This is a genomic window from Pseudomonas sp. GW823-FHT01D03, from assembly GCF_058798255.1.
This window is the reverse complement of the sequence record NZ_JBXAKK010000001.1, coordinates 2,603,333-2,624,645: the sequence shown is the minus strand read 5'-3', so window position 1 is coordinate 2,624,645 and position 21,313 is coordinate 2,603,333. Positions and strand designations below refer to the sequence as shown.

Sequence of the window (21,313 nt, the reverse complement as noted above, 5' to 3'; positions counted from 1 at the left end):
CTTATTGATGCACGGCGAGCTGATAGGCCGTGTATTTACGAATGTTGATCACGCCGGTGTCGAAAATCAGGTACTGACCCTTGATCCCCAGCAGCGTGCCTTCGGCAATCGGGTTCTTGTCCAGGTTGAAGCTGACGATTTTGGCCGGGTATTGCTCGACCGGATAGCGGATTTCGAGCGGTTCTACATCGGCAATCGTCTGAATTGCTTGTAGGCCGAATCGCTGTTGCAGGCCTTGCAAGCCCTCAGCGCAGCTTTCGAACAACTGGTCGCGCACCTGGGCCAGATCCACCGCCGCCGCATCGCCCTTGAGCAACGCGCGCCAGTTGGTCTTGTCGGCCACCTGGCTGCGGAACAGGTCTTCGACGAAGCCCGACTGCTGGCGCGTCGATACGCGCATGATCGGCAGCGCCTGACTTGCGCCCTGATCGAGCCAGCGGGTCGGCAATTGCGTGGCGCGGGTGATACCGACCTTGATCCCCGACGAGTTGGCCAGATACACCACGTGATCGGTCATGCAGAACTGCTGGCCCCATACCGGGTCGCGGCAGGTGCCGGCCTCGAAGTGGCAGCGCTCCGGACTCATGATGCAAAGATCGCACTGCGCCAGTTTGGTCATGCACGGGTAGCAGTAACCCTGGCTGAAACTGGTTTTGGTCTTGCGCCCGCAATGGGTGCAATGAATCGCCCCCAGGTACTCCAGACGCACCGTGGTGCCGATCATGGGGTTGACCGGCACCTCGACGTCATCCAGACGAAACGCGTATTGCACATTCGGCCCGTCCAGGCGCGCCGACATTTTGCTGATTGCACCGCGGCCAATCTCGATCAATGGATGGCATCCGATTTGAACAGGATGTTCGGCACTTCGATCGACTTCGACGCACATTCCTGCGGGCCCATGTAACCGGTGCGCTGGTCTTCAGGCAGGTTCTGGATTTCCCAGGCGATCATCGCCTGCAGCGACAGCTCGCGCTGTTCGGCGGTGAGTTTGCCGCCGTCGGACCACTTGCCGATTTCCACAGCCAGTTTCAGGCTCTCGTAAATGTCCGGGGTGATGTTTTTGATCATGTCGTTAAAAGAGGACATCAGGGTCTCCGTGCTCTTTATTCACTTAAAATTTCAGGCGGCCAGTTTACGGCGGTTATACAAACCGCCCAACAAACCGGTGAAGCATCCGATGAGTAACCCGCTGACGTGCGCGGCGTTGGCGATCTGGCCGAAACCGATCATCGAGACCAGTCCGGACATGCAAATCACCAGCCACACCAGCATCATCACCAGCACGCCGCGCGGCAGGCGATACGCCGGGTTTGGCGCCAGCAACTGGAAAATCCAGCAGTGGCCGAGCAAGCCGTAGAGCACGCCGGACAGGCCGCCGAACAGGCTCGGGCCGCTCCAGGCGAACTGCGCGTAGTTCGACACCAGGCTGAACAGCAGGGTCAGCCCGAGCAGGTTGATGCTGCCCTGACGTGACTCGATGCGCCGCCCCAGCTCCCAGTACCACATGCCGTTCATGGCCAGGTGCAGGATGCCGAAGTGCAGCAGCATCGGCGTGAACAGGCGCCACCATTGCCCCGCCGCCAGACTGTCGACCAGCGGCGTGAACTGGATGTACTCGCCGACCACGCGGAAGTCGAGGAAGGTCAGCCAACGGACAGTTTCGAGGTTGTCGCCCAGATAGGTCAGGCCGCCGACCAGCAGGCTCAGCAGCAGGATCAACCCGGTGGCCTTGGCGTGTTTGAGTTGTTCGGCGAAGCTCGGGCGCTTGAAGGCCGGCGCCGCCGGGAGGTCCAGTTGCTGATCGGGGTCACCCGCCGGGAAGCGCTCGTACAGCGTACGCACGTCCTCGCTGATTTCCGCTGGCGCCCACAACACCTGCTCGCCCGCCTCTTCACTGACCCGATGCGGCACCTGCATCCGTTGCAGCAGTTGGACGAAACCGCTCAGATCCACTGCCAACGGCAGACGCAATACCGCTACCGCACTCATTGCAGCACCTCCGGCCGCTCGACATCGACCCAGACAAATTTATGCGGATCGAGGCGTGTTTCCTGATCCAGACGATAGGCCACCAGTTTGCCGTAGAGCACCGCGCTGTAATCGAGACACGCGAGGTTCGGGCGGATCGGCGCCGGTTTGCCGCTGCGCCAGTAGTGGCCGACGAACAGCAAGGGCTCGTCAATGCCGTAGCGCAGCAGATTGTTTTTTTCGCTGGAGGTCAGCGGCTTCTGCGCCACCGGCTCCGGCAGTGCATCCGGCTGGAAGACGATGTCGCCGTAGGTTTTCGGGTCGTCTTCCCAGAATTTGGTGCGGAAGAACGAACGCACCAGACCGTCGCCGCTGGTCATGGTCAGACCATCCGGCAGGCGCATGTCGGTGCCGCGCAGCAAGCGGTCGAACACGGTGCAGGCGAAGCTGCCGGGCACGGCCGAGGCCTGGAGAAAGTGCTCGTCGATACGCGCATCGGGAAACAGCCCGCGCAACGGTTCAATCAGGCTGGCATCCCAACAGGCGTGCACCACACGGAAGCGCCCGGCATCAACCACCAGCGGCAGCTCGTAGAACCAGTTGAGGAAATCATGCCAGTCGCCCGGATGGTCTTCGAACTGGGTCAGGGTTTCCTGCAGCAGGCGCGCGTGGCGCGGCGTGTGCTCACGGACGAACTGCTTGCCGCTGCCGGGCAGCGCCGGCGTGCTCCAGCCCAGTGCGTTGAATTCGTGGTTGCCCATGATGCACAACGCCTGCCCGGCTTCGGCCATGTCGTGGACGATGTGCAGCGCCTCTCGGATTCGCGGGCCACGGTCGATGATGTCGCCGACGAACACGGCCATGCGCGATGGATGCCGCCAGACCCCGCCCTGCTTGTGATAACCGAGTCGGTCAAGCAAGTGTTCGAGGGTCAGGGCGCATCCGTGCACGTCACCAATCAAGTCATAACTGCGCGCGGGATCGAGCATCAGTCGCCTCCACCACCCAACTTGCTGCCCCAGCCGAGCTTGGTCCGGCAGACTTCGTAGTAGTTGTGGTCGAGCGGGTGAATCAGCCGCAGCTTCTGGGCTTTCTTGCTGACGGTGATGGTGTCGCCCGGCGCGCAGGTGAAGTGGTTCTGCCCGTCGCAAGAGACCTGCGGGTAAATCTGCATGTTTTTCGACACGACGATTTTCAGCTCACTGTTGCCATCGACCACAATTGGCCGGCTCGACAACATATGGGGGTACATCGGCACGATCACAATGGCGTCGAGCTTGGGATGCATGATCGGGCCACCGGCGGACAGCGCGTACGCAGTGGAACCGGTCGGCGTGGCGACGATCAGGCCGTCGGCCTTCTGGCTGCAGACGAACTGGCCGTCGATGTACAGCTCGAACTCGATCATCCGCGTCGATTTGCCCGGGTGCAGCACCACGTCGTTCAACGCATCGCCCTGGCCGATGGCCTCGGCATGGCGGCGAACTTCGGCTTGCAGCAGGAAGCGATTTTCCACCAGATAGTGGCCGTCGAGCACCTTGGCCACTTCGACTTCCAGCTCATCGGGACGAATGTCGGTGAGGAAACCGAGGCTGCCACGGTTGATCCCCAGCACCGGAATATTGTGCTTGGCCAGCGCCCGCGCGGCGCCGAGCAGGCTGCCGTCACCGCCGACGACGATGACCATGTCGCAGACTTCGCCGAGCATCTTGCGTGACGAGGTTTGCAGGCCGTGGCCCGGCAGGACTTCGGCGATGGTGTCTTCGAGGATCACGTGCAGGTGACGATCGAGCAGAAAGCGTTTCAGTCGGCGGACGGTATCCAGCACCTGGGAACTGCCCAGGCGACCGATGATGCCGATATTACGAAATTGCTCCATGGGACCTCTGCGGACAATCGAAAACGCGAAAAACACGATTATGGGCGAAAGCCCGCCATAGACAAAATCCTTTCAGCCTCAAGGGTGCGCGCGTGTTTAAGGCTATGCTCGCAAGATGATCCTGTTTCCCGACCTGCTCCAGTTGCCACACCAATTACGCCATCCGGAAGTGCGTGACCTGGCGTGGGTGATTCTCGCCCCGCCGATGCTGGCCGCAACGCCGTGGCCGCAGCGCCATCCGCTGGCCGGCAGCGACTGGGTCAGTGATCCGCAGCGCCTGGAGCACTGGCTGCGGCAACTCGATCGCGACAGTTATGGCTTGTTGCATTGGCTGTCGCAGGCGCGCACGCGGCGGCTGGGCCTGTATTACGAACGGTTGTGGCAGTTTGCCGTGCAGCATGCGCCGGGCATCGAGCTGATTGCCGCCAACCTGCCGATCCGCCGCGAAGGCCACACCCTCGGTGAACTGGACATGCTGCTGCGCGACCGCGACGGCGTGCATCACCTGGAACTGGCGATCAAGCTCTATCTCGGCCCGCAGGAGGGCGACGGCCACGACCCGGCGCAATGGCTGGGGCCGGGTTGTCATGATCGACTGGACCGCAAACTGGCGCATCTGGCCGAACACCAACTGCCGATCTCGGCGCGCCCGGAAAGCCGTGAGGTACTGGCGAAGCTGGATATCGAGGTGTTCAGTGCGCAGCTGTGGCTGGGCGGATATCTGCTGTACCCGTGGCCCGGTCAGGCCGAACCGCCGAAAGGCGCGCATCCGCAGCACCTGCGTGGCAGCTGGCTGCATCAGAAGGACTGGTCGGCATTTGTCGCCCAGCGCCCGGCGGGCCGCTGGCAACCCCTGCCCCGGCATGCCTGGCTGGCGCCGGCGCACTACCCCGCGGATCAGACCTGGAGCGCTGAACACCTGCAGATGTGGCTGGACGCTCTGGAACCGATGGCCCCGGCGCAATTGATGGTGCGCCTGACCGAGAATGCCCGGGGCGAATGGGAAGAGGCGGAGCGGTTGTTTCTGGTGGCGGATCTTTGGCCGAATGTGCCGGGGCAGGCCTGAGTTTCTGCAGTGCCTGGACCGGCCCTTTCGCGAGCAAGCCCGCTCCCACATTTTGAGCTGCATTCCAAATGTAGACATTGGAATGCGATCCCCCTGTGGGAGCGGGCTTGCTCGCGAAGGGGTCAACACGGTCTAGATGGATAACCGCAACGCCAAAGCCGCCAAAGTAATCAACAACACCGGCACCGTCAGCACAATCCCGACCTTGAAGTAATAGCCCCAGCCAATCCGGATATTCTTGCGCGCCAGCACATGCAGCCAGAGCAACGTCGCCAGACTGCCGATCGGGGTGATTTTCGGCCCCAGGTCGCTGCCGATCACGTTGGCGTAGATCATCGCTTCCTTGACCACACCGCTGGCCTGACTGGCATCGATCGACAACAAGCCGATCAGCACCGTCGGCAAGTTGTTCATGATCGATGACAACAGCGCGGTCAGCACCCCGGTACCCAGCGCCGCGCCCCATACGCCGTACCCGGCGAACACATCCAGCCAGCCAGCGAGATACTCGGTCAGCCCGGCATTGCGCAGGCCATACACCACCAGATACATGCCCAGCGAGAAAATCACGATCTGCCACGGCGCTTCTTTCAGCACCTTGCGCGTGGAAATCTTGTGGCCTCGGGCGGCGATCCCCAGCAGCAGCGCCGCGCAGACCGCCGAGATCGCGCTGATCGGGATGCCCATCTGTTCGAGGAAGAAGCAGCCGATCAACAAAATCACCAGCACCACCCAACCGGCATAGAACGTGGCCTTGTCGTGGATCGCCGTGTGCGGCTGTTCGAGCTGTTCGGGGTCGTAAGCCTTGGGAATGTCGCGGCGGAAAAACCACATCAGCACGCCGAGCGTCGCGGCCACGCTGACGAAGTTGACCGGCACCATCACCGCCGCGTAGCGGTTGAAGCCGATGTGGAAGAAGTCCGCCGAGACGATGTTGACCAGGTTCGACACCACCAGCGGCAGGCTCGCGGTATCGGCAATAAAACCGGCACCCATGACGAACGCCAAGGTCGCCGCCGGGGAAAAGCGCAGCGCCAGCAGCATCGAAATCACGATTGGCGTGAGAATCAGCGCCGCGCCGTCATTGGCGAACAGCGCCGACACCAGCGCGCCAAGCAGCACCATGAAGGCAAACAGCTTGCGCCCACTGCCCCGCCCCCAGCGCGCCACATGCAGCGCGGCCCAGGCGAAGAACCCGGCTTCGTCGAGCAACAGACTGATGATGATCAGTGCGACGAAGGTGCCGGTGGCATTCCAGATGATCTGCCACACCAGCGGAATATCGCTCAGGTTCACAACGCCGAAGATCAGCGCCAGCACCGCGCCGAGCGTCGCGCTCCAGCCGACCCCGAGGCCTTTGGGTTGCCAGATGACAAGGGTGATGGTCAGCAGGAAGATCAGTGACGCAGCGAGCATTCGCGACAGCCTTCAATTATTCAATGAGTGGAGATCCAAACGTGGGAGCGGGCTTGCTCGCGAAAGCGGTGTGTCAGATGACAACTTTGTGTCTGACACACCGCTTTCGCGAGCAAGCCCGCTCCCACAGGATCTCTGTTTTATCGCAGCTCTGACCAGATTATTTTTTGTGTTGTTCCACAAATTTCCCGTACGCATTGATGAAATTCTGCAGGAACGGTTTGACCGACTCGTTCAACTTGCCCGCCTCGTCAAACGCCGAACCCGCGCCCCCCAGATACGCTTCCGGCTGCTGCATGCACGGCACATCGAGAAACACGAAGGACTGGCGCAAATGCTGGTTGGCGCCAAAACCGCCAATCGCCCCCGGCGACACGCTGATCACCGCACCCGGTTTGCCGCTCCAGACGGCTTTGCCATACGGCCGTGAACCCACGTCAATCGCATTCTTCAAAGGCGCCGGCACCGAGCGGTTATATTCCGGGGTGACGAACAGCACCGCGTCGGAAGAACCGACTTCCTGGCGGAAAGTGCTGTAGGCTGCCGGCGGTGAATCGCCGTCGATGTCCTCGTTATAGAGTGGCAGGTCGCCAATCTCGACAATCTTCAGTTTGAGGTTCGCCGGTGCCAGCTCGGCCAGCGCCAGCGCGACTTTGCGGTTGATCGATGCTTTGCGCAGGCTGCCGACGACTACAGCGACGTTGTAGACATTGCTCATTGGAAGACTCTCGACTGTCCGTGGGAAGAGCCAGTAGTTATAGATGATTCGATGACAGTTTCACCAGCGAGCAAGGGAAATTCCTTCGCGCTGATTATTTTTTTCCTGTAGGAAAACTTACAGGGCTTGATGACGGTCTACCAAGCCGCAAATCAAGCGTTTTATCTCCAGAGGTTCTAAGCAGATGGCAGCAGTACTCGTCGGTCAGTTCCATGCAAGAGATGCGGAAGGCCGCGTTTATTCCGTGCATGAGTTCCAGGAATCCACCCCGTCGGCAGACGGTTCCACTGGCTCGGAGCCGATTTACAAACTGGCCATTGGCGATCGCGTCAACAAAGTCAGCGACACCGAGTTTCTCCTGGTTCAGTCAGGTATCACCCTGACCCGCGAGCCTGAGACAACCATCGCTTCATAACTGGCCGTTATGAGCAGAAGTCATGTGCGCAGACTTGGGGTAGGATTCAGCCACTGACCCCACCTGCTGAACATGGACTTCACGCATGCGTTTACGTCATATCGAAGTGATTCAGGCGCTCTTGCAGACCGGTCACCTGGGCACCGCCGCCGAATGGCTGCAGCTCCCGGTGACCGAGGTCGAAGAGCGTTTGCGCGAAGCCGAGAGCGCGTTGGGGTTCATGCTGTTCGCCAGCGTACGCGGTCGGCTGCAATCGACGCCTGAAGCGCGGGCGTTGCAGGTGGAAATCGCTCACGTCTATCAGGCGCTGGAGCCGGTGCAGCGTCTGGCCAGCAGCCTCAAGCAATACCTCGCCCCGCCCCTGCGCATCATCGGCACCCCGCCGCTGGCGCAACAGCTGTTGCCGCAAAGTATCGCGCTGCTGCGCCGACGCTTGCCCGATGCGCCCTGCCGCTTGCTCAGCTCTCCGACCTGCGACATCGTCCGCAGCCTGCTGCTGCGCGAAAGCGATCTGGGCCTGAGCCTGCACGATCCGGAACACCCCGACATCCACGCGCAACCGCTGGCCCACGGCAAGCTTCAACTGCTTGCGCCCCACGGCTGGCTGCAGCCGAAGCAAAAATACATTTCCCTGCAGGATCTCGCTGGCCAGGCGATGGTCGGCCTCGAAGGCCACGACCCGTTGAGCCCGGCGCTGGAGAACAAACTCCAGGCCCTGCGCCCGGCACCGAGCATCCAGACCCGAGTACAAACCCATCAGATGATGCGCAGCATGGTCGAGGCCGGCGAAGGCCTGGCCATCGTCGACCCGTTCACCGCTCTCGGCGCGCGGACGAGCGGGCTGGATGTCTGCCCGTTGTCACCGGCGGTGCCGATCAGCCTGTATGCGCTGACCTACCGACACAGCGCCATGCCGGCCGCGATTCAGACCCTGCTGACGATCGTCACGGAACAAGCCGAGGCGATGCTGGCGAGCTGAGCGGGTTTTCCAGCGGGTTATCGAACAGCCGGTACCAGAACAGCGCAATTTCCGCAGTGTTCGGATCAATCCCGCGATAACGCAAATGGTCGATACCGCCAATCTCGTAGCCACAACGCTCATACAAACGGCAGGCGCCGAGGTTGTTGTTCTGGGTTTCGAGCATGATCCCCGGCAGTTTTTTCTTGCGACTCCAGAACTGCGCGACATCCAGCAGCGCCTTGGCCACACCATGCCGGCGCGCCGGTGCGTGCACCGCCAGCTCATCAATGTGAGCAAAGCCGTTCCAGTTGGTACTGATCACCAGATGGCCGACCGGCTCGTCATCCAGATACGCCATGAAAATCGCGCTGTCGGCGGCATCGCGATAGCTGCTGAACTCTTCAGGATCGATGCCGTAGCACTTGCGATACGGCACGATCGGCGTCACCGCCCAGCGCTCGACCGGTTGACCAATGACGGCCGCACCGTACGCGGCCACCTCGAAACTGAAGTCGCTGCCCCAGATGTACGCCGCAAAACCATCGTCGGCGACGCGCACCGACAACCCTGGGTATTTCGGATTCATGACCGGTTGCATACTCGGAAAAGTCCTCATTCCTTGACGCAATCGACGGTGTACTGCCGTCCATTGCCTTCATCTTCATGTTGCAGTCCATGCACATCAGCGACAAAACCGGGGAAGCTGCTATCGAACGTACGGGCAAACTTCAGGTAGTCGATGATCGAGCGGGTTGCCTCGGTAAAGCGCTCGCCGGGCATGATCAATGGAATTCCCGGTGGATACGGCACCAGCATCACCGCCGCAATCCGCCCTTCCAGCTCATCGATCGGCACCGCCTCCACCTCGCCGCGCACCAGATGATCATAGGCGTGGGCCGGCTTCATGGCGATTTCCGGCAGCACCGTGTACATGCGCTTCAGGTGTTTGGCCGTGGCGTTGCTGCGGTAGCATGCGTGCAGTTGATCGCACAAATCGCGCAAGCCCATGCCGCGATAGCGCGCGGTGTCTTGCTGCGCCACGCACGGCAGGCAGGTCGCGAGACTGACGTTGGCATCGTAACTGCGCTTGAATTCCAGCAATTCGGTGAGCAGCGTGCTCCACTTCCCTTTGGTGATGCCCATCGAGAACAGCACCAGGAACGAATACAGCCCGGTCTTCTCCACCACCAGCCCGCGCTCCCAGAGGAACTTGCTGACCACCGCCGCCGGGATGCCCTTCTCGCTCAGCGCGCCACCGGCATTCAATCCGGGCATGACCAGGGTCACTTTGATCGGGTCGAGCAGCACATAGTCGTCGCTGACTTCACCGAAACCATGCCAGTCGGCGTCCGGTTGCAGCAGCCAGTCTTCGGTCTGCACCCGGTCGATGCCTTCGACGCCGGGCGGCTGCCAGATCGAGAACCACCAGTCATCCGCCGCAATGTGCTGGCGCAGATTGGCCAGCGCCCGGCGAAAACTCAGCGCCTCATCGAAGGTTTCCTGCAACAGCGAACGCCCGGCCGGGCCTTCCATCATGGCCGAGGCTACATCCAGCGAAGCGATGATGCTGTACTGCGGCGAAGTCGAGATGTGCATCATGAACGCTTCGTTGAAACGGTCACGGTCCAGCTGCCGCGCACCGCCGTCCTGCACATGAATCATCGAGGCCTGGCTGAACGCGGCGAGCAGCTTGTGCGTGGAATGAGTGGTGAACACCAGCGGGCTGTCTGCTGTGCGCGAGGTGGCCATGCCATAGCGCCCGGCGAAGAACTCGTGAAACGCTGCGTAGGCGTACCACGCCTCGTCGAAATGCAGCACTTCGACGCTATTACCCAGGCTCTGCTTGATCAGCTCGGCGTTGTAGCAGAGGCCGTCGTAGGTCGAATTGGTCACCACCGCCAGTTTGACTTTCGGCGCACGGCCCTTGGTCAGCGGGCTGGCGTCGATCTTCGCCTGAATCGATTCGCGACTGAATTCGCTCAACGGAATCGGGCCGATAATCCCCAGTTCATTGCGTTCCGGGCACAGGTACAGCGGGATCGCGCCGGTCATGATGATCGCGTGCAACACCGACTTGTGGCAGTTGCGATCAACCAGCACCAGATCATCACGGCCGACCATCGAGTGCCAGACGATCTTGTTGGCAGTCGAGGTGCCATTGATCACGAAAAACGTGTGATCGGCACCGAAGTTGCGCGCCGCGCGTTCTTCGGCCTCAGCCAGCGGGCCGGTGTGATCGAGCAGCGAACCGAGTTCCGGCACCGATACCGACAAATCCGAACGCAGGGTGTTTTCGCCAAAGAACTGGTGAAACGCCTGCCCCACCGGACTCTTGTGATAAGCCACGCCTCCGCCATGCCCGGGGGTGTGCCAGGAATAGTTGGAATCGGCGGTGTGCTGCACCAGCGCCTTGAAAAACGGCGGCAGCAGACCGTCCAGATATTTGCGTGCCGCCCGCGCCACTTGCCGGGCGAGAAACGGCACGGTGTCTTCGAACAGGTAGAGAATGCCGCGCAGTTGATTGAGCTCGGCCATGGCATCGGCGGGGGCGTTTTCCAGGGTGACCTGTTCGCCCAGGGCGAAGATCGGCAGATCCGGCGCGCGCACCCGCGCCAGACCGATCAGTTCGGCCATGTTCTGCAGCAGGTGCGAATTGGTGCTGGCGTCTTCGGCCGCGATCAGCATGCACGCCAGACCATGATGGGTGGAAGCCACCAACCGCCCTTCGTTGTAGTCGATGGCCGAAACGATATTGAAACCTTCCTGCTCCAACTCCCGGGCAATGCCACGGATACGGTCACCGGCGACCGTGTCGGCCTTGATGTCGCGGTGGACGATCAACACCGGAAACTTCAAATCTTTGTACATGAGGCTCAGTGTCCCGAGGCGGCGGATCAAAGTCTGCCAATGCACTCAGGGTAGAGGGTTGCAGCGAAAGTGGCGAGGGTGGCCAGTTGGCTTCATTCAGCCTGACTCGGCTTTTGTGGCGAGGGAGCTTGCTCCCGCTGGGGCGCGAAGCGGCCCCCGGTATTCGTTCAGCATCAATGTGCATTCAGGTTTTATGACTGCTTCGCAGCCAAGCGGGAGCAAGCTCCCTCGCCACAGAGGGGATCAAGCTTGAGCATCAGCCTCGGCAATCTGCGTCCACAACGCCGGCCCGCCCGCCGACTTGGCAATGATCTCCAGCCGCGCCATATGCGCCGCCAGTTCCTCTTCCGTCGCCCGAATGATCCGCGCAGGCTGACGACTCGCCGGCAGACGACGGATTTCGGTGGCGGAGTTGTCCGCGCCCTCGCCCGTGCCATTGCCGTCGGAAGCGTTGCCGGCCAGCGACAGACTGGTCTGGCCACCGGTCATGGTCAGGTAGACGTCGGCGAGAATCTCCGAGTCGAGCAAGGCGCCGTGCAGTTCACGGCCGGAGTTGTCGACGCCATAACGTTTGCACAAGGCGTCGAGGCTGTTGCGCTGCCCCGGGTGACGTTCCCGGGCCATCATCAGGGTGTCGAGAATGGTGCAATGTTGGGTGATGTCAGCGCGATCGTGCTGACCCATCAAGGCGAATTCGTTGTTGATGAAGCCAACGTCGAACGCCGCGTTATGGATGATCAGCTGCGCGCCGTTGATGAACTCGAAGAACTCGTCGGCGACTTCGGCGAAACGCGGTTTGCCGACGAGGAATTCGTTGGTGATGCCGTGAACGCCGATCGCGCCTTCGTCACTCTCGCGATCCGGTTGCAGGTAGACGTGAAAGTGCCGGCCTGTCAGGCGCCGACCGATCAGTTCGACACAGCCGATTTCAATGATCCGGTGACCATCGGTCACCGGCATGCCGGTGGTTTCGGTATCGAGTACAACGGATCTGGTGGCCATCAGTGTTCAATTCTCAACGGGGTCAATCGTGCAAAAGCGGCGATGTTAACACGCTCGGTGGGGGTGTTTCAGGTAGACCGAGTCGCTCCATTCGCGAGCAAGCCCGCTCCCACAATTGATCTGCGGTGGGCACAGTGCTGATGTACACAGGAGATCCAGTGTGGGAGCGGGCTTGCTCGCGAAGGCCACGACTCGGTGCAACGGCGGGACTCAGCTCTGCTTGTACCCGCGAACCTCATCCACCCCACGGTTGGCCAATTGGTCAGCCCGTTCGTTACCGTGATGACCAATGTGCCCGCGCACCCACTTCCAGGTGACCTTGTGGCGATTGACCTGCTCATCCAGTTCTTTCCACAGGTCAGCGTTTTTCACCGGTTCTTTCGCCGCCGTCTTCCAGCCGCGTTTTTTCCAGTTGGCCATCCACTCGTTGATGCCCTTCATCACGTATTGCGAGTCGGTCACCAGCAGCACTTCGCAGGGCCGCTTCAAGGCTTCGAGGCCACGGATGGCGCCGAGCAGTTCCATGCGGTTGTTGGTGGTATTGGCTTCGCCGCCCCACAGTTCCTTTTCGACGCCCTTGCACACCAGCAAGGCGCCCCAGCCGCCCGGGCCGGGGTTGCCCTTGCAGGCGCCGTCGGTGAACAGTTCTACGCTATCGACGCTTTCGCTCATTCCACTCTATCCAGAAAAATGCCTGGCCCCGTCAATCGCGGATCGACGATGGCCGCGGCCGGAGCAAGTCCGGCCACTATAAAAAGAAGGTTTACGGTTCGATACGACGGCGGTTGACCTTGGCCATCGGCAGCGGAATCAGCTTGCCCATCGGCTCGCGGCGTTCCTGACGCACCGGACGCAGGCCAACCACGATCTTGCGCGCGACCAGTAAATAGAAGCCACCGCCCGACAGTTGCCAGTCGCCGGCCTTGCGTTCCCAGCCGGCCAGTCGGGCCTGCCACTTGGGCGACGCGAGCGGCGGACGATAGCACCCGAAGCGGCGTTTCTCCAGCGCAAACCCCAGCAGATTGAGCCAGTCGGCGACCCGCGACGGCGAGATGCAGCGTGCCTGGCGCAACGCGTCATGAGCGAAAACGTGGCGCAAGCCCCAGGTGCTCCAGGGGTTGATGCCGATGATCAGCAGATGCCCGCCGGGGCGCACGCTGCTCGCCGCTTCACGCAGCAAACCGTGGGGCGACAGACAGAAATCCAGACCGTGCTGCAACACCACCACGTCGGCGGCGTGCTCGCTCAACGGCCAGGCCTGTTCCTCGCAGACGATCTCGACACCCGGCAACGGCGCGCCGAGCCGCACGTTGCGCTGTACCTGCGGCGCCGACGGCGGGGTCTGGGCCGACGGCCCGTAATGCACCAGATAGCCGCCGAAGAACCGCCCCAACTCGTCTTCGAGCATGCGCCGTTCTTCATCCAGCAGAAATTGCCCGAGCGGGCCGGCCAGCCACTCACGGGCCGCGCCGATCAACGCCAGCCAGTCGGGATCGGCCTGAGCGAACGCTTTATCGGTCATGTCATTCTCCAACGCCGCTAGAAGCTCTAAGATGCGCCAATGTTTTCCGCTTGGCGAATTCCGACGATGATACAGATCAGTGCCCTGCCCGCGTTCACCGACAACTACATCTGGTTGTTACAGGATCACCGCACCCAGCGTTGCGCTGTGGTCGACCCGGGCGATGCCGCGCCGGTCCAGGCCTGGCTGGCGGCACACGAGGGCTGGGTGCTGAGCGACATTCTGATCACCCATCACCACCATGACCATGTCGGCGGCGTCGAACGTCTGAAAGCGGCAACCGGCGCCAAAGTCTACGGCCCGGCCAGCGAAAACATCCCGGGGCGCGACGTGGCGCTCAAGGACAACGACACGGTCAGCGTGCTCGGCTGGGACTTCGATGTCTATGCGGTGCCCGGTCACACCCTCGGCCACATCGCCTATTACCACCACGGCCTGCTGTTTTGCGGCGACACCCTGTTCGCCGCCGGTTGCGGACGCCTGTTCGAAGGCACGCCGGAGCAGATGCACCACTCGCTCGGCCGTCTCGCTGCCTTGCCCGAGGATACGCTGGTGTATTGCACCCATGAATACACCCTGAGCAATCTGAAGTTTGCTGCGGCGGTCGAACCGAGCAACCCGGACATTGCCGCCCGTCTGGAAAAAGTTACCGGGCAACGGGAAAAAGGCGTGATGACCCTGCCCTCGACCCTGGCCCTGGAAAAGCTCACCAATCCGTTTTTGCGCACCGCTGAAACATTAGTTACACAAAAAGTGGACGAACGGGCAGGCGCTCAAAACCGGGCGCCGAGTGAGGTTTTTGCGGCTCTGCGGGCATGGAAAGATACGTTCTAAGTGACTTGTCACCTGGTACAAAAATTCTGAATGGTTGACCGCAGGGGGTGCGCTTTCTAGAATCGCCCGACATTTTTGCCCGGAACTTACTTCCAGCCAATGTCGTCATCCATACGTAAGTCCGTCAATTCAGACGCATTGACCCGCCTGGCTCAAGCCATCGCGGTGGCTGTGTCCGCCACGCTGGCGGGCTGCTCCAGCCATGCTCCGCAGCCTGAAGCGACCCATACGCCGAACATTGCTGCGCGAGCCAAGCAGAAGCCGATCTGGCTGACTGAAAAGCCCAGCCCGCAAGTGCCTCAGGACATCTGGGAGCGCATGCGCGGTGGTTTTCAGCTACAGGACAGCCTGGGCGTCAACCCGCGCATCGAGCAGCAGCGCCTGTGGTTCGCCAGTAACCCGTCATTTCTGGAGAACGCCGGCGAACGCGGCAGTCTCTACATTCATTACATCGTCGAGCGTCTCGAAGAGCGCAACATGCCGCTGGAGCTGGCCCTGCTGCCAGTCATCGAGAGCGCCTACAACCCGATGGCCTATTCCCGGGCCGACGCTTCGGGCCTGTGGCAATTCATTCCTTCCACCGGTCGTTACTACAACCTGCGCCAGACCCGCTTTTATGATGGCCGTCGCGACATTACCGCCTCGACCACCGCCGCGATGGACTACCTGACTCGTCTGCACGACATGTTCAACGGTGACTGGCTGCTGGCCCTGGCGGCCTACAACGCCGGTGAAGGCACGGTCAGCCGCGCCATCGAGCGGAACGAGAAGCTGGGCCTGCCGACCGACTACTGGAACCTGTCGTCGTTGCCGGCGGAAACCCAGGCTTACGTGCCGAAACTGCTGGCCTTGTCGCAAGTGGTGCTGGCCCCGGAGGCCTACGGGGTGAACCTCAACCCGATCGCCAACGAACCGTATTTCCAGGTCGTCGAAATCAACCAGCGCATGGACCTGTCCAAGGTTGCGGCGGTGGCCAACATCGACGAAGACGAGCTGTTCCAGCTCAACCCGGCCTTCAAGCAGCGCACCACCATCGACGGCCCCCAGCATCTGCTGGTGCCGACGTCCAAGGCGCAATTGCTGACCGCCAGCCTGCAGACCATGCGGCCTGAAGAGCTGATCAGCCCGCGTTCGCTGAAGCCGGTATTCGACGGTGCCGACCCGACTGAAGTGGCGAAGCTCAAGCGCGCTTACCGGGTCAAACGCGGCGACAATCTCGGTTCCATCGCCAAGGCCAACAAGGTCGAAGTCAAGGATCTGCAGCGCTGGAACAAGCTGACCGGCAAGAACCTCAAGGTCGGCCAGACTCTGGTGATGCAGGACACCACCAAGCGCGCCCCGGCGCGCAGCAGTGGCCGGGTCAACACGGTGATTGCCGCCAACAGCAAGACCAAAGGCAAGGCCGACAGCCAGCAGCAGACCCAGTACAAGGTCAAGCGTGGCGACACATTGTATGTGGTGGCCAAGCGTTTCAACGTCGAGATGCAGCATCTCAAGCGCTGGAACCCGGGTGCCGGCAAGGCCCTCAAGCCTGGGCAGATGCTCACGGTTTACCAGCCACACTGACAGAAGAGCCCCTGAATTTTCAGGGGCTTTTTTTCGCCTGGCGCCTGGCTTGATTTTGTTGATGCCCTCAAATTTTCTCCCCCTCACCCCAACCCTCTCCCCCAAGGGGGCGACGGGGAAAGGGAGCAGATTGGGGGCTTTTTCAAACCTGAGTTCAACTCGATATTTCAGGTCGGCGTACTTCTCATAAACACCTCGGTCAGTCCCCTCTCCCTCCGGGAGAGGGTTAGGGTGAGGGGCTCTTGGCCTTGCCGATTAACCCCACATTAACCTCTGTCTTTTTCCTGTCCAGACAAGCTGTTACTGTACGGCCCACAAAGCCCAAGCCGCCTGGATCGGATCTGACTTGAAGCGTCCCCTCCTCCTGCTCCTGATCAGCCTGGCCTTGAGCTCACCCGCAAGCGCGACGATTACCGAAAGTCACGGTTATGCGCAGTTCGGCACGCTCAAGTACCCGGCCAGATTTACCCACTTCGACTGGGTCAACCCGCAAGCGCCCAAGGGCGGTACGTTGCGGGTGATGGCGTTCGGCACCTTCGATACGGTCAACCCGTACACCTTCAAGGGCTCCAGCCCGGTCACGACACCGAATTTCCTGCAGTACGGCATCAACGAGCTGAACGAGCCACTGATGGTCGGCACCGGTCAGTATTCGCCATCCGGTGACGAACCGGCGTCCAGTTATGGCCTGATCGCGCAATCGGTGGAATACAGCGAAGATCGCAGCTGGGTGGTGTTCAATCTGCGCCCGGAAGCGCGTTTCCACGACGGCACTCAGATCACCGCCTACGACGTGGCGTTCTCCTATCGCTTGCTGCTCAAGGACGGCCACCCGCTGTACCGCACCGCCCTGCAAGAAGTGTCGCGGGTCGACATCCTCAACCCGCAGCGCATCCGTTTCGTAATGAAGCGCTCGGGCAATCCGCTGTTGATTCTGCGCCTCGGTGAATTGCCGGTGCTGCCGCAGCATTACTGGAAGGATCGCGACTTCAAGGCCACCACCTTCGAGCCACCGCTGGGCAGCGGCCCGTACCGCATCACCTCAGTGACGCCGGGGCGGCAGCTGATTTTCGAGCGGGTCAAGGATTACTGGGGCAAGGATCTGCCGGTCAATCGCGGCAAGTACAACTTCGATCGCATGGAAGTCGAGTTCTACCGCGACAGCGACGTGGCGTTCGAAGCCTTCAAGGCCGGCGAATTCGACATTTACATCGAGCATCAGGCAAAGAACTGGGCCAACGGCTACAACTTCCCGGCGGTGCGCCGTGGCGAGGTGATCAAGGCGCAGATCCCGCACCAGATCCCGACCCAGAGCCAGGGCCTGTTCATGAACACCCGGCGCGCGACCTTCAGCGACGTCAAGGTGCGCGAAGCGCTGGGCTTGATGTTCGACTTCGAGTGGACCAACCGCGCGCTGTTCAGCAATGCCTACAAACGCACCACCAGCTACTACCCCAACAGCGAATTCAGCGCCAGCGGCCTGCCGGTCGGGCATGAATGGCTGATGCTCAAGCCGTATAAAGATCAGTTACCCGCGAAGCTGTTTACCGAACCGTTCAGCCTGCCGCAGACCGACGGCCGCGGCATCCCCCGGGAAACCATGCGCAAGGCCCTGGCCCTGCTCGCCGAGGCCGGCTGGAAGCTCAACGGCCAGCGCCTGCAAAACGCCAAGGGTCAGCCGCTGGGTTTCGAACTGCTGCTGGTCAATCCGAACCTGGAGCGGATCCTCCAGCCGTACATCGAGAACCTCAACAGCATCGGCATCGACGCGCGCCTGCGCACGGTGGATCGCGCCCAGTACAAACAGCGCCTGGACCAGTTCGATTTCGACATGATCCTGATGACACTCAACCAGACCCTCAGCCCGGGCCTGGAGCAATGGCAGTACTTCCATTCCAGTCAGGTCGGGGTCAAGGGCAGCAAGAATTACGCCGGCATCGCCAACCCGGTGGTCGATCACCTGCTCGAACAATTGCTCGCCGCGCAAACCCGCGACGAACAGGTCGCCGCCGGCAAGGCGCTCGACCGCGTGCTGCTCTGGCAGCACTACAGCATTCCCAACTGGTACCTCAATTATCACCGACTGGCCTACCGCAACCGGTTGGCTTTCGTCACCACACCGCCCTACACCCTGGGCCTGAGCGCGTGGTGGCTGAAATCTTCGGAGAACAATAAATGATGCCCATCCGCGCCCTGCTCGTGCAGGCCAGCGGTCTGCTGTTCGCCGGGCTGGCGATTGCCGCCCCGCAACATGCCGTGACCCTGTACAACGAGCCGCCGAAATACCCGGCGGACTTCAAGCAGTTCGATTACGTGAACCCCGACGCGCCCAAGGGCGGGATCTTCCGCCAGGCTGGATTCGGCGGCTTCGACAGCCTCAACCCGTTCATCAGCAAAGGCGTGCCGGCCGATGACGTTGGGCAGATCTACGACACCCTGACCAAGCACAGCCTCGACGAGCCGTTCACCGAGTACGGCCTGATCGCCGCCAAGATCGAGAAGGCCCCGGACAACAGCTGGGTGCGTTTCTACCTGCGCCCGGAAGCGCGTTTTCACGATGGCCATCCGGTGCGCGCCGAAGACGTGGTGTTCAGCTTCCAGACCCTGACCAAGGACGGCTCGCCGCTGTTTCGCGGTTACTACAGCGATGTTGCCGAAGTCATCGCCGAAGACCCGCTCAAGGTGCTGTTCAAGTTCAAGCACACCAACAATCGCGAGTTGCCGCTGATCCTCGGTCAGCTCCCGGTGCTGCCGAAACACTGGTGGGCCAATCGCGATTTCACCAAGGGCAATCTGGAAATTCCGCTGGGCAGCGGCCCTTATAAGGTCGCCGAAGTGAAGGCCGGGCGCTCGGTGCGCTATGAGCGGGTCAAGGATTACTGGGGCAAGGATCTGCCGGTCAATCGCGGGTTCTACAACTTCGATGTGATGACCACCGATTACTACCGCGACAACACCGTCGCCGTCGAAGCGCTGAAGGCCGGCCAGTTCGATTACTGGCTGGAAATGACCGCGAAGAACTGGGCCAACGCTTACAACATCCCGGCCGTGACCGAAGGCCGGCTGATCAAGGAACAGATCGCCAACAGCAACCCGACCGGCATGCAGGGCTTCGTTTTCAACCTGCGCCGCCCGGTGTTTCAGGATGTGCGGGTGCGTCAGGCGCTCGGCCTGCTGTTTGATTTCGAGTGGACCAACAAACAGCTGTTCAACGGTGCCTACTTCCGCACCCGCAGCTATTTCGAGAACTCGGAAATGGCCGCCACCGGCCTGCCCGACGCCGAGCAACGGGCGATCCTCGAACCGTTTCGCAGCAAACTGCCGGCGCAGGTGTTCAGCGAGGCCTTCGAGAACCCGAAGACCGACGCCAGCGGCATGATCCGCGCCCAGCAGCGCGAGGCCTATCAACTGTTGCAGGAGGCTGGCTGGAAGATCGTCGACGACAAAATGGTCGACGCCAACGGCAAACCGGTGGTCATCGAGTTCCTCCTGGCACAGACCGAATTCGAACGCGTGCTGCTGCCGTTCAAACGCAATCTGGCTGACCTCGGCATCGACCTGGTGATCCGCCGCGTCGACGTTTCGCAGTACATCAACCGCGTGCGCTCGCGGGACTTCGACATGATGGTCGGCAGCTTCCCGCAATCCAACTCGCCGGGCAACGAGCAGCGCGAATTCTGGATGAGCGCCGCCGCCGACAAACCGAGCAGCCGCAACACCATGGGCCTGAAGGATCCGATCGTTGATCAACTGGTAGAGAACCTGATCAACGCCGATTCACGCAGCAGCCTGGTGGCGCATGCCCGGGCGCTGGATCGAGTGCTGCAATGGGGTTACTACGTGGTTCCCAACTGGCATATCAAGACCTGGCGCGTGGCTTACTGGAACCACATCGGTCACCCGAAAGTCTCGCCCAAATACGACATCGGGATTAACACCTGGTGGGTCAAGCCTGACGCGAAACCCGCCATAGAAGTCGAAACCAAACTGCAAGCCGACCCTGTGGGCACGGAGTAATCAGATGCTGGCGTATATCTTTCGGCGACTGCTGCTGATCATCCCGACCCTGTTCGGCATTCTGCTGATCAACTTCGTGATCATCCAGGCCGCGCCCGGCGGTCCGGTGGAACAGATGATCGCCAAGCTCGAAGGCTTCGAAGGCGCCACCAGCCGCATCGCCGGTGGCGGTGCCGAGGTCTCGGTGGCCGGCTCCGCGTATCGTGGCGCGCAAGGCCTGGACCCGGCGCTGATCAAGGAAATCGAGCACATGTACGGGTTCGACAAATCGGCCCCGGAACGCCTGTGGATCATGGTCAAGAACTACGCGCAGCTGGATTTCGGCGACAGCTTCTTCCGCGATGCCAAGGTCATCGACCTGATCAAGGAAAAGATGCCGGTGTCGATCTCGCTCGGGCTGTGGAGCACGCTGATCATGTACCTGGTGTCGATCCCGCTGGGGATCGCCAAGGCCACACGGCACGGCAGCCACTTCGACGTCTGGACCAGCTCCGCGATCATCATCGGCTACGCGATTCCGGCGTTCCTCTTTGCGATTCTGCTGATCGTGGTGTTTGCCGGCGGCAGTTATCTGGACTGGTTCCCGCTGCGCGGCCTGACCTCGAACAACTTTGATGAATTGAGCCTGGGCGGCAAAATTCTCGACTACTTCTGGCACCTGGCGCTGCCGGTGACCGCGCTGGTGATCGGCAACTTCGCGACCATGACCCTGCTGACCAAAAACAGCTTCCTCGACGAGATCAACAAGCAGTACGTGGTCACCGCCAAGGCCAAGGGCCTGACGCGCAACCGCGTGCTCTACGGCCACGTGTTCCGCAACGCCATGCTGCTGGTGATTGCCGGGTTCCCGTCGGCGTTCATCGGCATTTTCTTCACCGGCTCGTTGCTGGTGGAAGTGATTTTCTCCCTCGACGGTCTGGGCCTGATGAGTTTCGAAGCGGCGATCAATCGCGATTACCCGGTGGTGTTCGGCACTCTGTTCATCTTCACCCTGCTCGGTCTGGTGGTGAAACTGATCGGCGACCTCACTTACACCCTGGTCGATCCGCGCATCGACTTCGCCAGCCGGGAGCATTGA

20 protein-coding genes are annotated in these 21,313 nt (G+C 61.3%); 8 read left to right on the top strand and 12 right to left on the bottom strand.

The window, feature by feature from the left end:
- Nucleotide 1: 1 nt before the first annotated feature.
- From AC1RBR_RS11575 to AC1RBR_RS11555, 5 genes are read right to left on the bottom strand one after another with little or no spacing between them, the layout of a single operon-like run.
- Nucleotides 2-832 (bottom strand): DUF2797 domain-containing protein, encoded by an 831-nt coding sequence (locus AC1RBR_RS11575; protein ID WP_204896185.1) that lies wholly within the window; start codon nt 830-832, stop codon nt 2-4.
- Nucleotides 829-1,089, bottom strand: coding sequence for a YeaC family protein (locus tag AC1RBR_RS11570; RefSeq protein WP_003224178.1), 261 nt, complete (start codon nt 1,087-1,089; stop codon nt 829-831). The genes AC1RBR_RS11575 and AC1RBR_RS11570 overlap by 4 nt, the downstream gene beginning before the upstream one ends.
- 33 nt (nt 1,090-1,122) lie before the next feature.
- Nucleotides 1,123-1,992: a rhomboid family intramembrane serine protease gene (locus AC1RBR_RS11565; RefSeq protein WP_492564442.1), complete on the bottom strand. Its 870-nt coding sequence runs from the start codon at nt 1,990-1,992 to the stop codon at nt 1,123-1,125.
- Complete coding sequence (locus tag AC1RBR_RS11560) at nt 1,989-2,960, bottom strand: metallophosphoesterase (protein ID WP_492564440.1); 972 nt, start codon at nt 2,958-2,960, stop codon at nt 1,989-1,991. The genes AC1RBR_RS11565 and AC1RBR_RS11560 overlap by 4 nt, the downstream gene beginning before the upstream one ends.
- A complete protein-coding gene (locus AC1RBR_RS11555; protein WP_003224174.1) occupies nt 2,960-3,850 on the bottom strand; it encodes an NAD(+) kinase in 891 nt (296 codons plus the stop codon). Before AC1RBR_RS11555 ends, AC1RBR_RS11560 begins: the two co-directional genes overlap by 1 nt.
- Nucleotides 3,851-3,965: 115 nt before the next feature.
- On the opposite strand from AC1RBR_RS11555, the gene AC1RBR_RS11550 reads away from it, so the two are divergent.
- Nucleotides 3,966-4,916 carry a DUF1853 family protein gene (locus AC1RBR_RS11550; protein WP_492564438.1) on the top strand — a complete coding sequence of 317 codons (951 nt, stop codon included), beginning with the start codon at nt 3,966-3,968 and terminating at the stop codon, nt 4,914-4,916.
- Nucleotides 4,917-5,048: 132 nt separating this feature from the next.
- Here the strand turns inward: AC1RBR_RS11550 and AC1RBR_RS11545 are convergent, their stop codons facing one another.
- On the bottom strand, nt 5,049-6,332 hold the full coding sequence (locus AC1RBR_RS11545) for an arsenic transporter (RefSeq protein WP_492564437.1): 1,284 nt from the start codon (nt 6,330-6,332) through the stop codon (nt 5,049-5,051).
- Between the two features lie 160 nt (nt 6,333-6,492).
- The gene (locus AC1RBR_RS11540) at nt 6,493-7,050 is read right to left on the bottom strand and encodes an NADPH-dependent FMN reductase (protein WP_095139621.1); all 558 of its coding nucleotides are present in this window, start codon (nt 7,048-7,050) and stop codon (nt 6,493-6,495) included.
- 184 nt (nt 7,051-7,234) lie between these two features.
- Between AC1RBR_RS11540 and AC1RBR_RS11535 the strand changes: the two genes are divergently transcribed.
- A complete protein-coding gene (locus AC1RBR_RS11535) occupies nt 7,235-7,465 on the top strand; it encodes a hypothetical protein (protein WP_095139622.1) in 231 nt (76 codons plus the stop codon).
- Between the two features lie 85 nt (nt 7,466-7,550).
- Nucleotides 7,551-8,444 carry a LysR substrate-binding domain-containing protein gene (locus tag AC1RBR_RS11530; protein ID WP_492564435.1) on the top strand — a complete coding sequence of 298 codons (894 nt, stop codon included), beginning with the start codon at nt 7,551-7,553 and terminating at the stop codon, nt 8,442-8,444.
- Here AC1RBR_RS11530 and AC1RBR_RS11525 read toward each other — a convergent pair.
- The 5 genes from AC1RBR_RS11525 to AC1RBR_RS11505 all read right to left on the bottom strand — a co-directional run bounded on the left by AC1RBR_RS11525 (nt 8,410) and on the right by AC1RBR_RS11505 (nt 13,818).
- Nucleotides 8,410-9,024, bottom strand: coding sequence for a GNAT family N-acetyltransferase (locus AC1RBR_RS11525; protein WP_041067268.1), 615 nt, complete (start codon nt 9,022-9,024; stop codon nt 8,410-8,412). The two genes, AC1RBR_RS11530 and AC1RBR_RS11525, sit on opposite strands and share 35 nt — an antisense overlap.
- Before the next feature lie 14 nt (nt 9,025-9,038).
- A complete protein-coding gene (locus AC1RBR_RS11520) occupies nt 9,039-11,294 on the bottom strand; it encodes an Orn/Lys/Arg family decarboxylase (protein WP_492564432.1) in 2,256 nt (751 codons plus the stop codon).
- A 243-nt stretch (nt 11,295-11,537) separates the two neighbouring features.
- On the bottom strand, nt 11,538-12,296 hold the full coding sequence (gene dnaQ, locus AC1RBR_RS11515; protein WP_027613146.1) for a DNA polymerase III subunit epsilon: 759 nt from the start codon (nt 12,294-12,296) through the stop codon (nt 11,538-11,540).
- Nucleotides 12,297-12,506: 210 nt separating this feature from the next.
- A complete protein-coding gene (gene rnhA, locus AC1RBR_RS11510; RefSeq protein ID WP_003224162.1) occupies nt 12,507-12,968 on the bottom strand; it encodes a ribonuclease HI in 462 nt (153 codons plus the stop codon).
- Between the two features lie 91 nt (nt 12,969-13,059).
- Nucleotides 13,060-13,818: a methyltransferase domain-containing protein gene (locus AC1RBR_RS11505; RefSeq protein ID WP_003224159.1), complete on the bottom strand. Its 759-nt coding sequence runs from the start codon at nt 13,816-13,818 to the stop codon at nt 13,060-13,062.
- Nucleotides 13,819-13,884: 66 nt separating this feature from the next.
- On the opposite strand from AC1RBR_RS11505, the gene gloB reads away from it, so the two are divergent.
- From gloB to AC1RBR_RS11480, 5 genes are all read left to right on the top strand, one after another.
- Nucleotides 13,885-14,652 carry a hydroxyacylglutathione hydrolase gene (gloB, locus tag AC1RBR_RS11500; RefSeq protein ID WP_492564426.1) on the top strand — a complete coding sequence of 256 codons (768 nt, stop codon included), beginning with the start codon at nt 13,885-13,887 and terminating at the stop codon, nt 14,650-14,652.
- A 99-nt stretch (nt 14,653-14,751) separates the two neighbouring features.
- Nucleotides 14,752-16,218: a LysM peptidoglycan-binding domain-containing protein gene (locus AC1RBR_RS11495; protein ID WP_492564424.1), complete on the top strand. Its 1,467-nt coding sequence runs from the start codon at nt 14,752-14,754 to the stop codon at nt 16,216-16,218.
- A 346-nt stretch (nt 16,219-16,564) separates the two neighbouring features.
- Nucleotides 16,565-18,397: an extracellular solute-binding protein gene (locus AC1RBR_RS11490; protein WP_443535697.1), complete on the top strand. Its 1,833-nt coding sequence runs from the start codon at nt 16,565-16,567 to the stop codon at nt 18,395-18,397.
- On the top strand, nt 18,394-20,235 hold the full coding sequence (locus tag AC1RBR_RS11485) for an extracellular solute-binding protein (protein WP_166497917.1): 1,842 nt from the start codon (nt 18,394-18,396) through the stop codon (nt 20,233-20,235). The genes AC1RBR_RS11490 and AC1RBR_RS11485 overlap by 4 nt, the downstream gene beginning before the upstream one ends.
- A gap of 4 nt (nt 20,236-20,239) precedes the next feature.
- Complete coding sequence (locus AC1RBR_RS11480) at nt 20,240-21,313, top strand: microcin C ABC transporter permease YejB (protein ID WP_095139628.1); 1,074 nt, start codon at nt 20,240-20,242, stop codon at nt 21,311-21,313.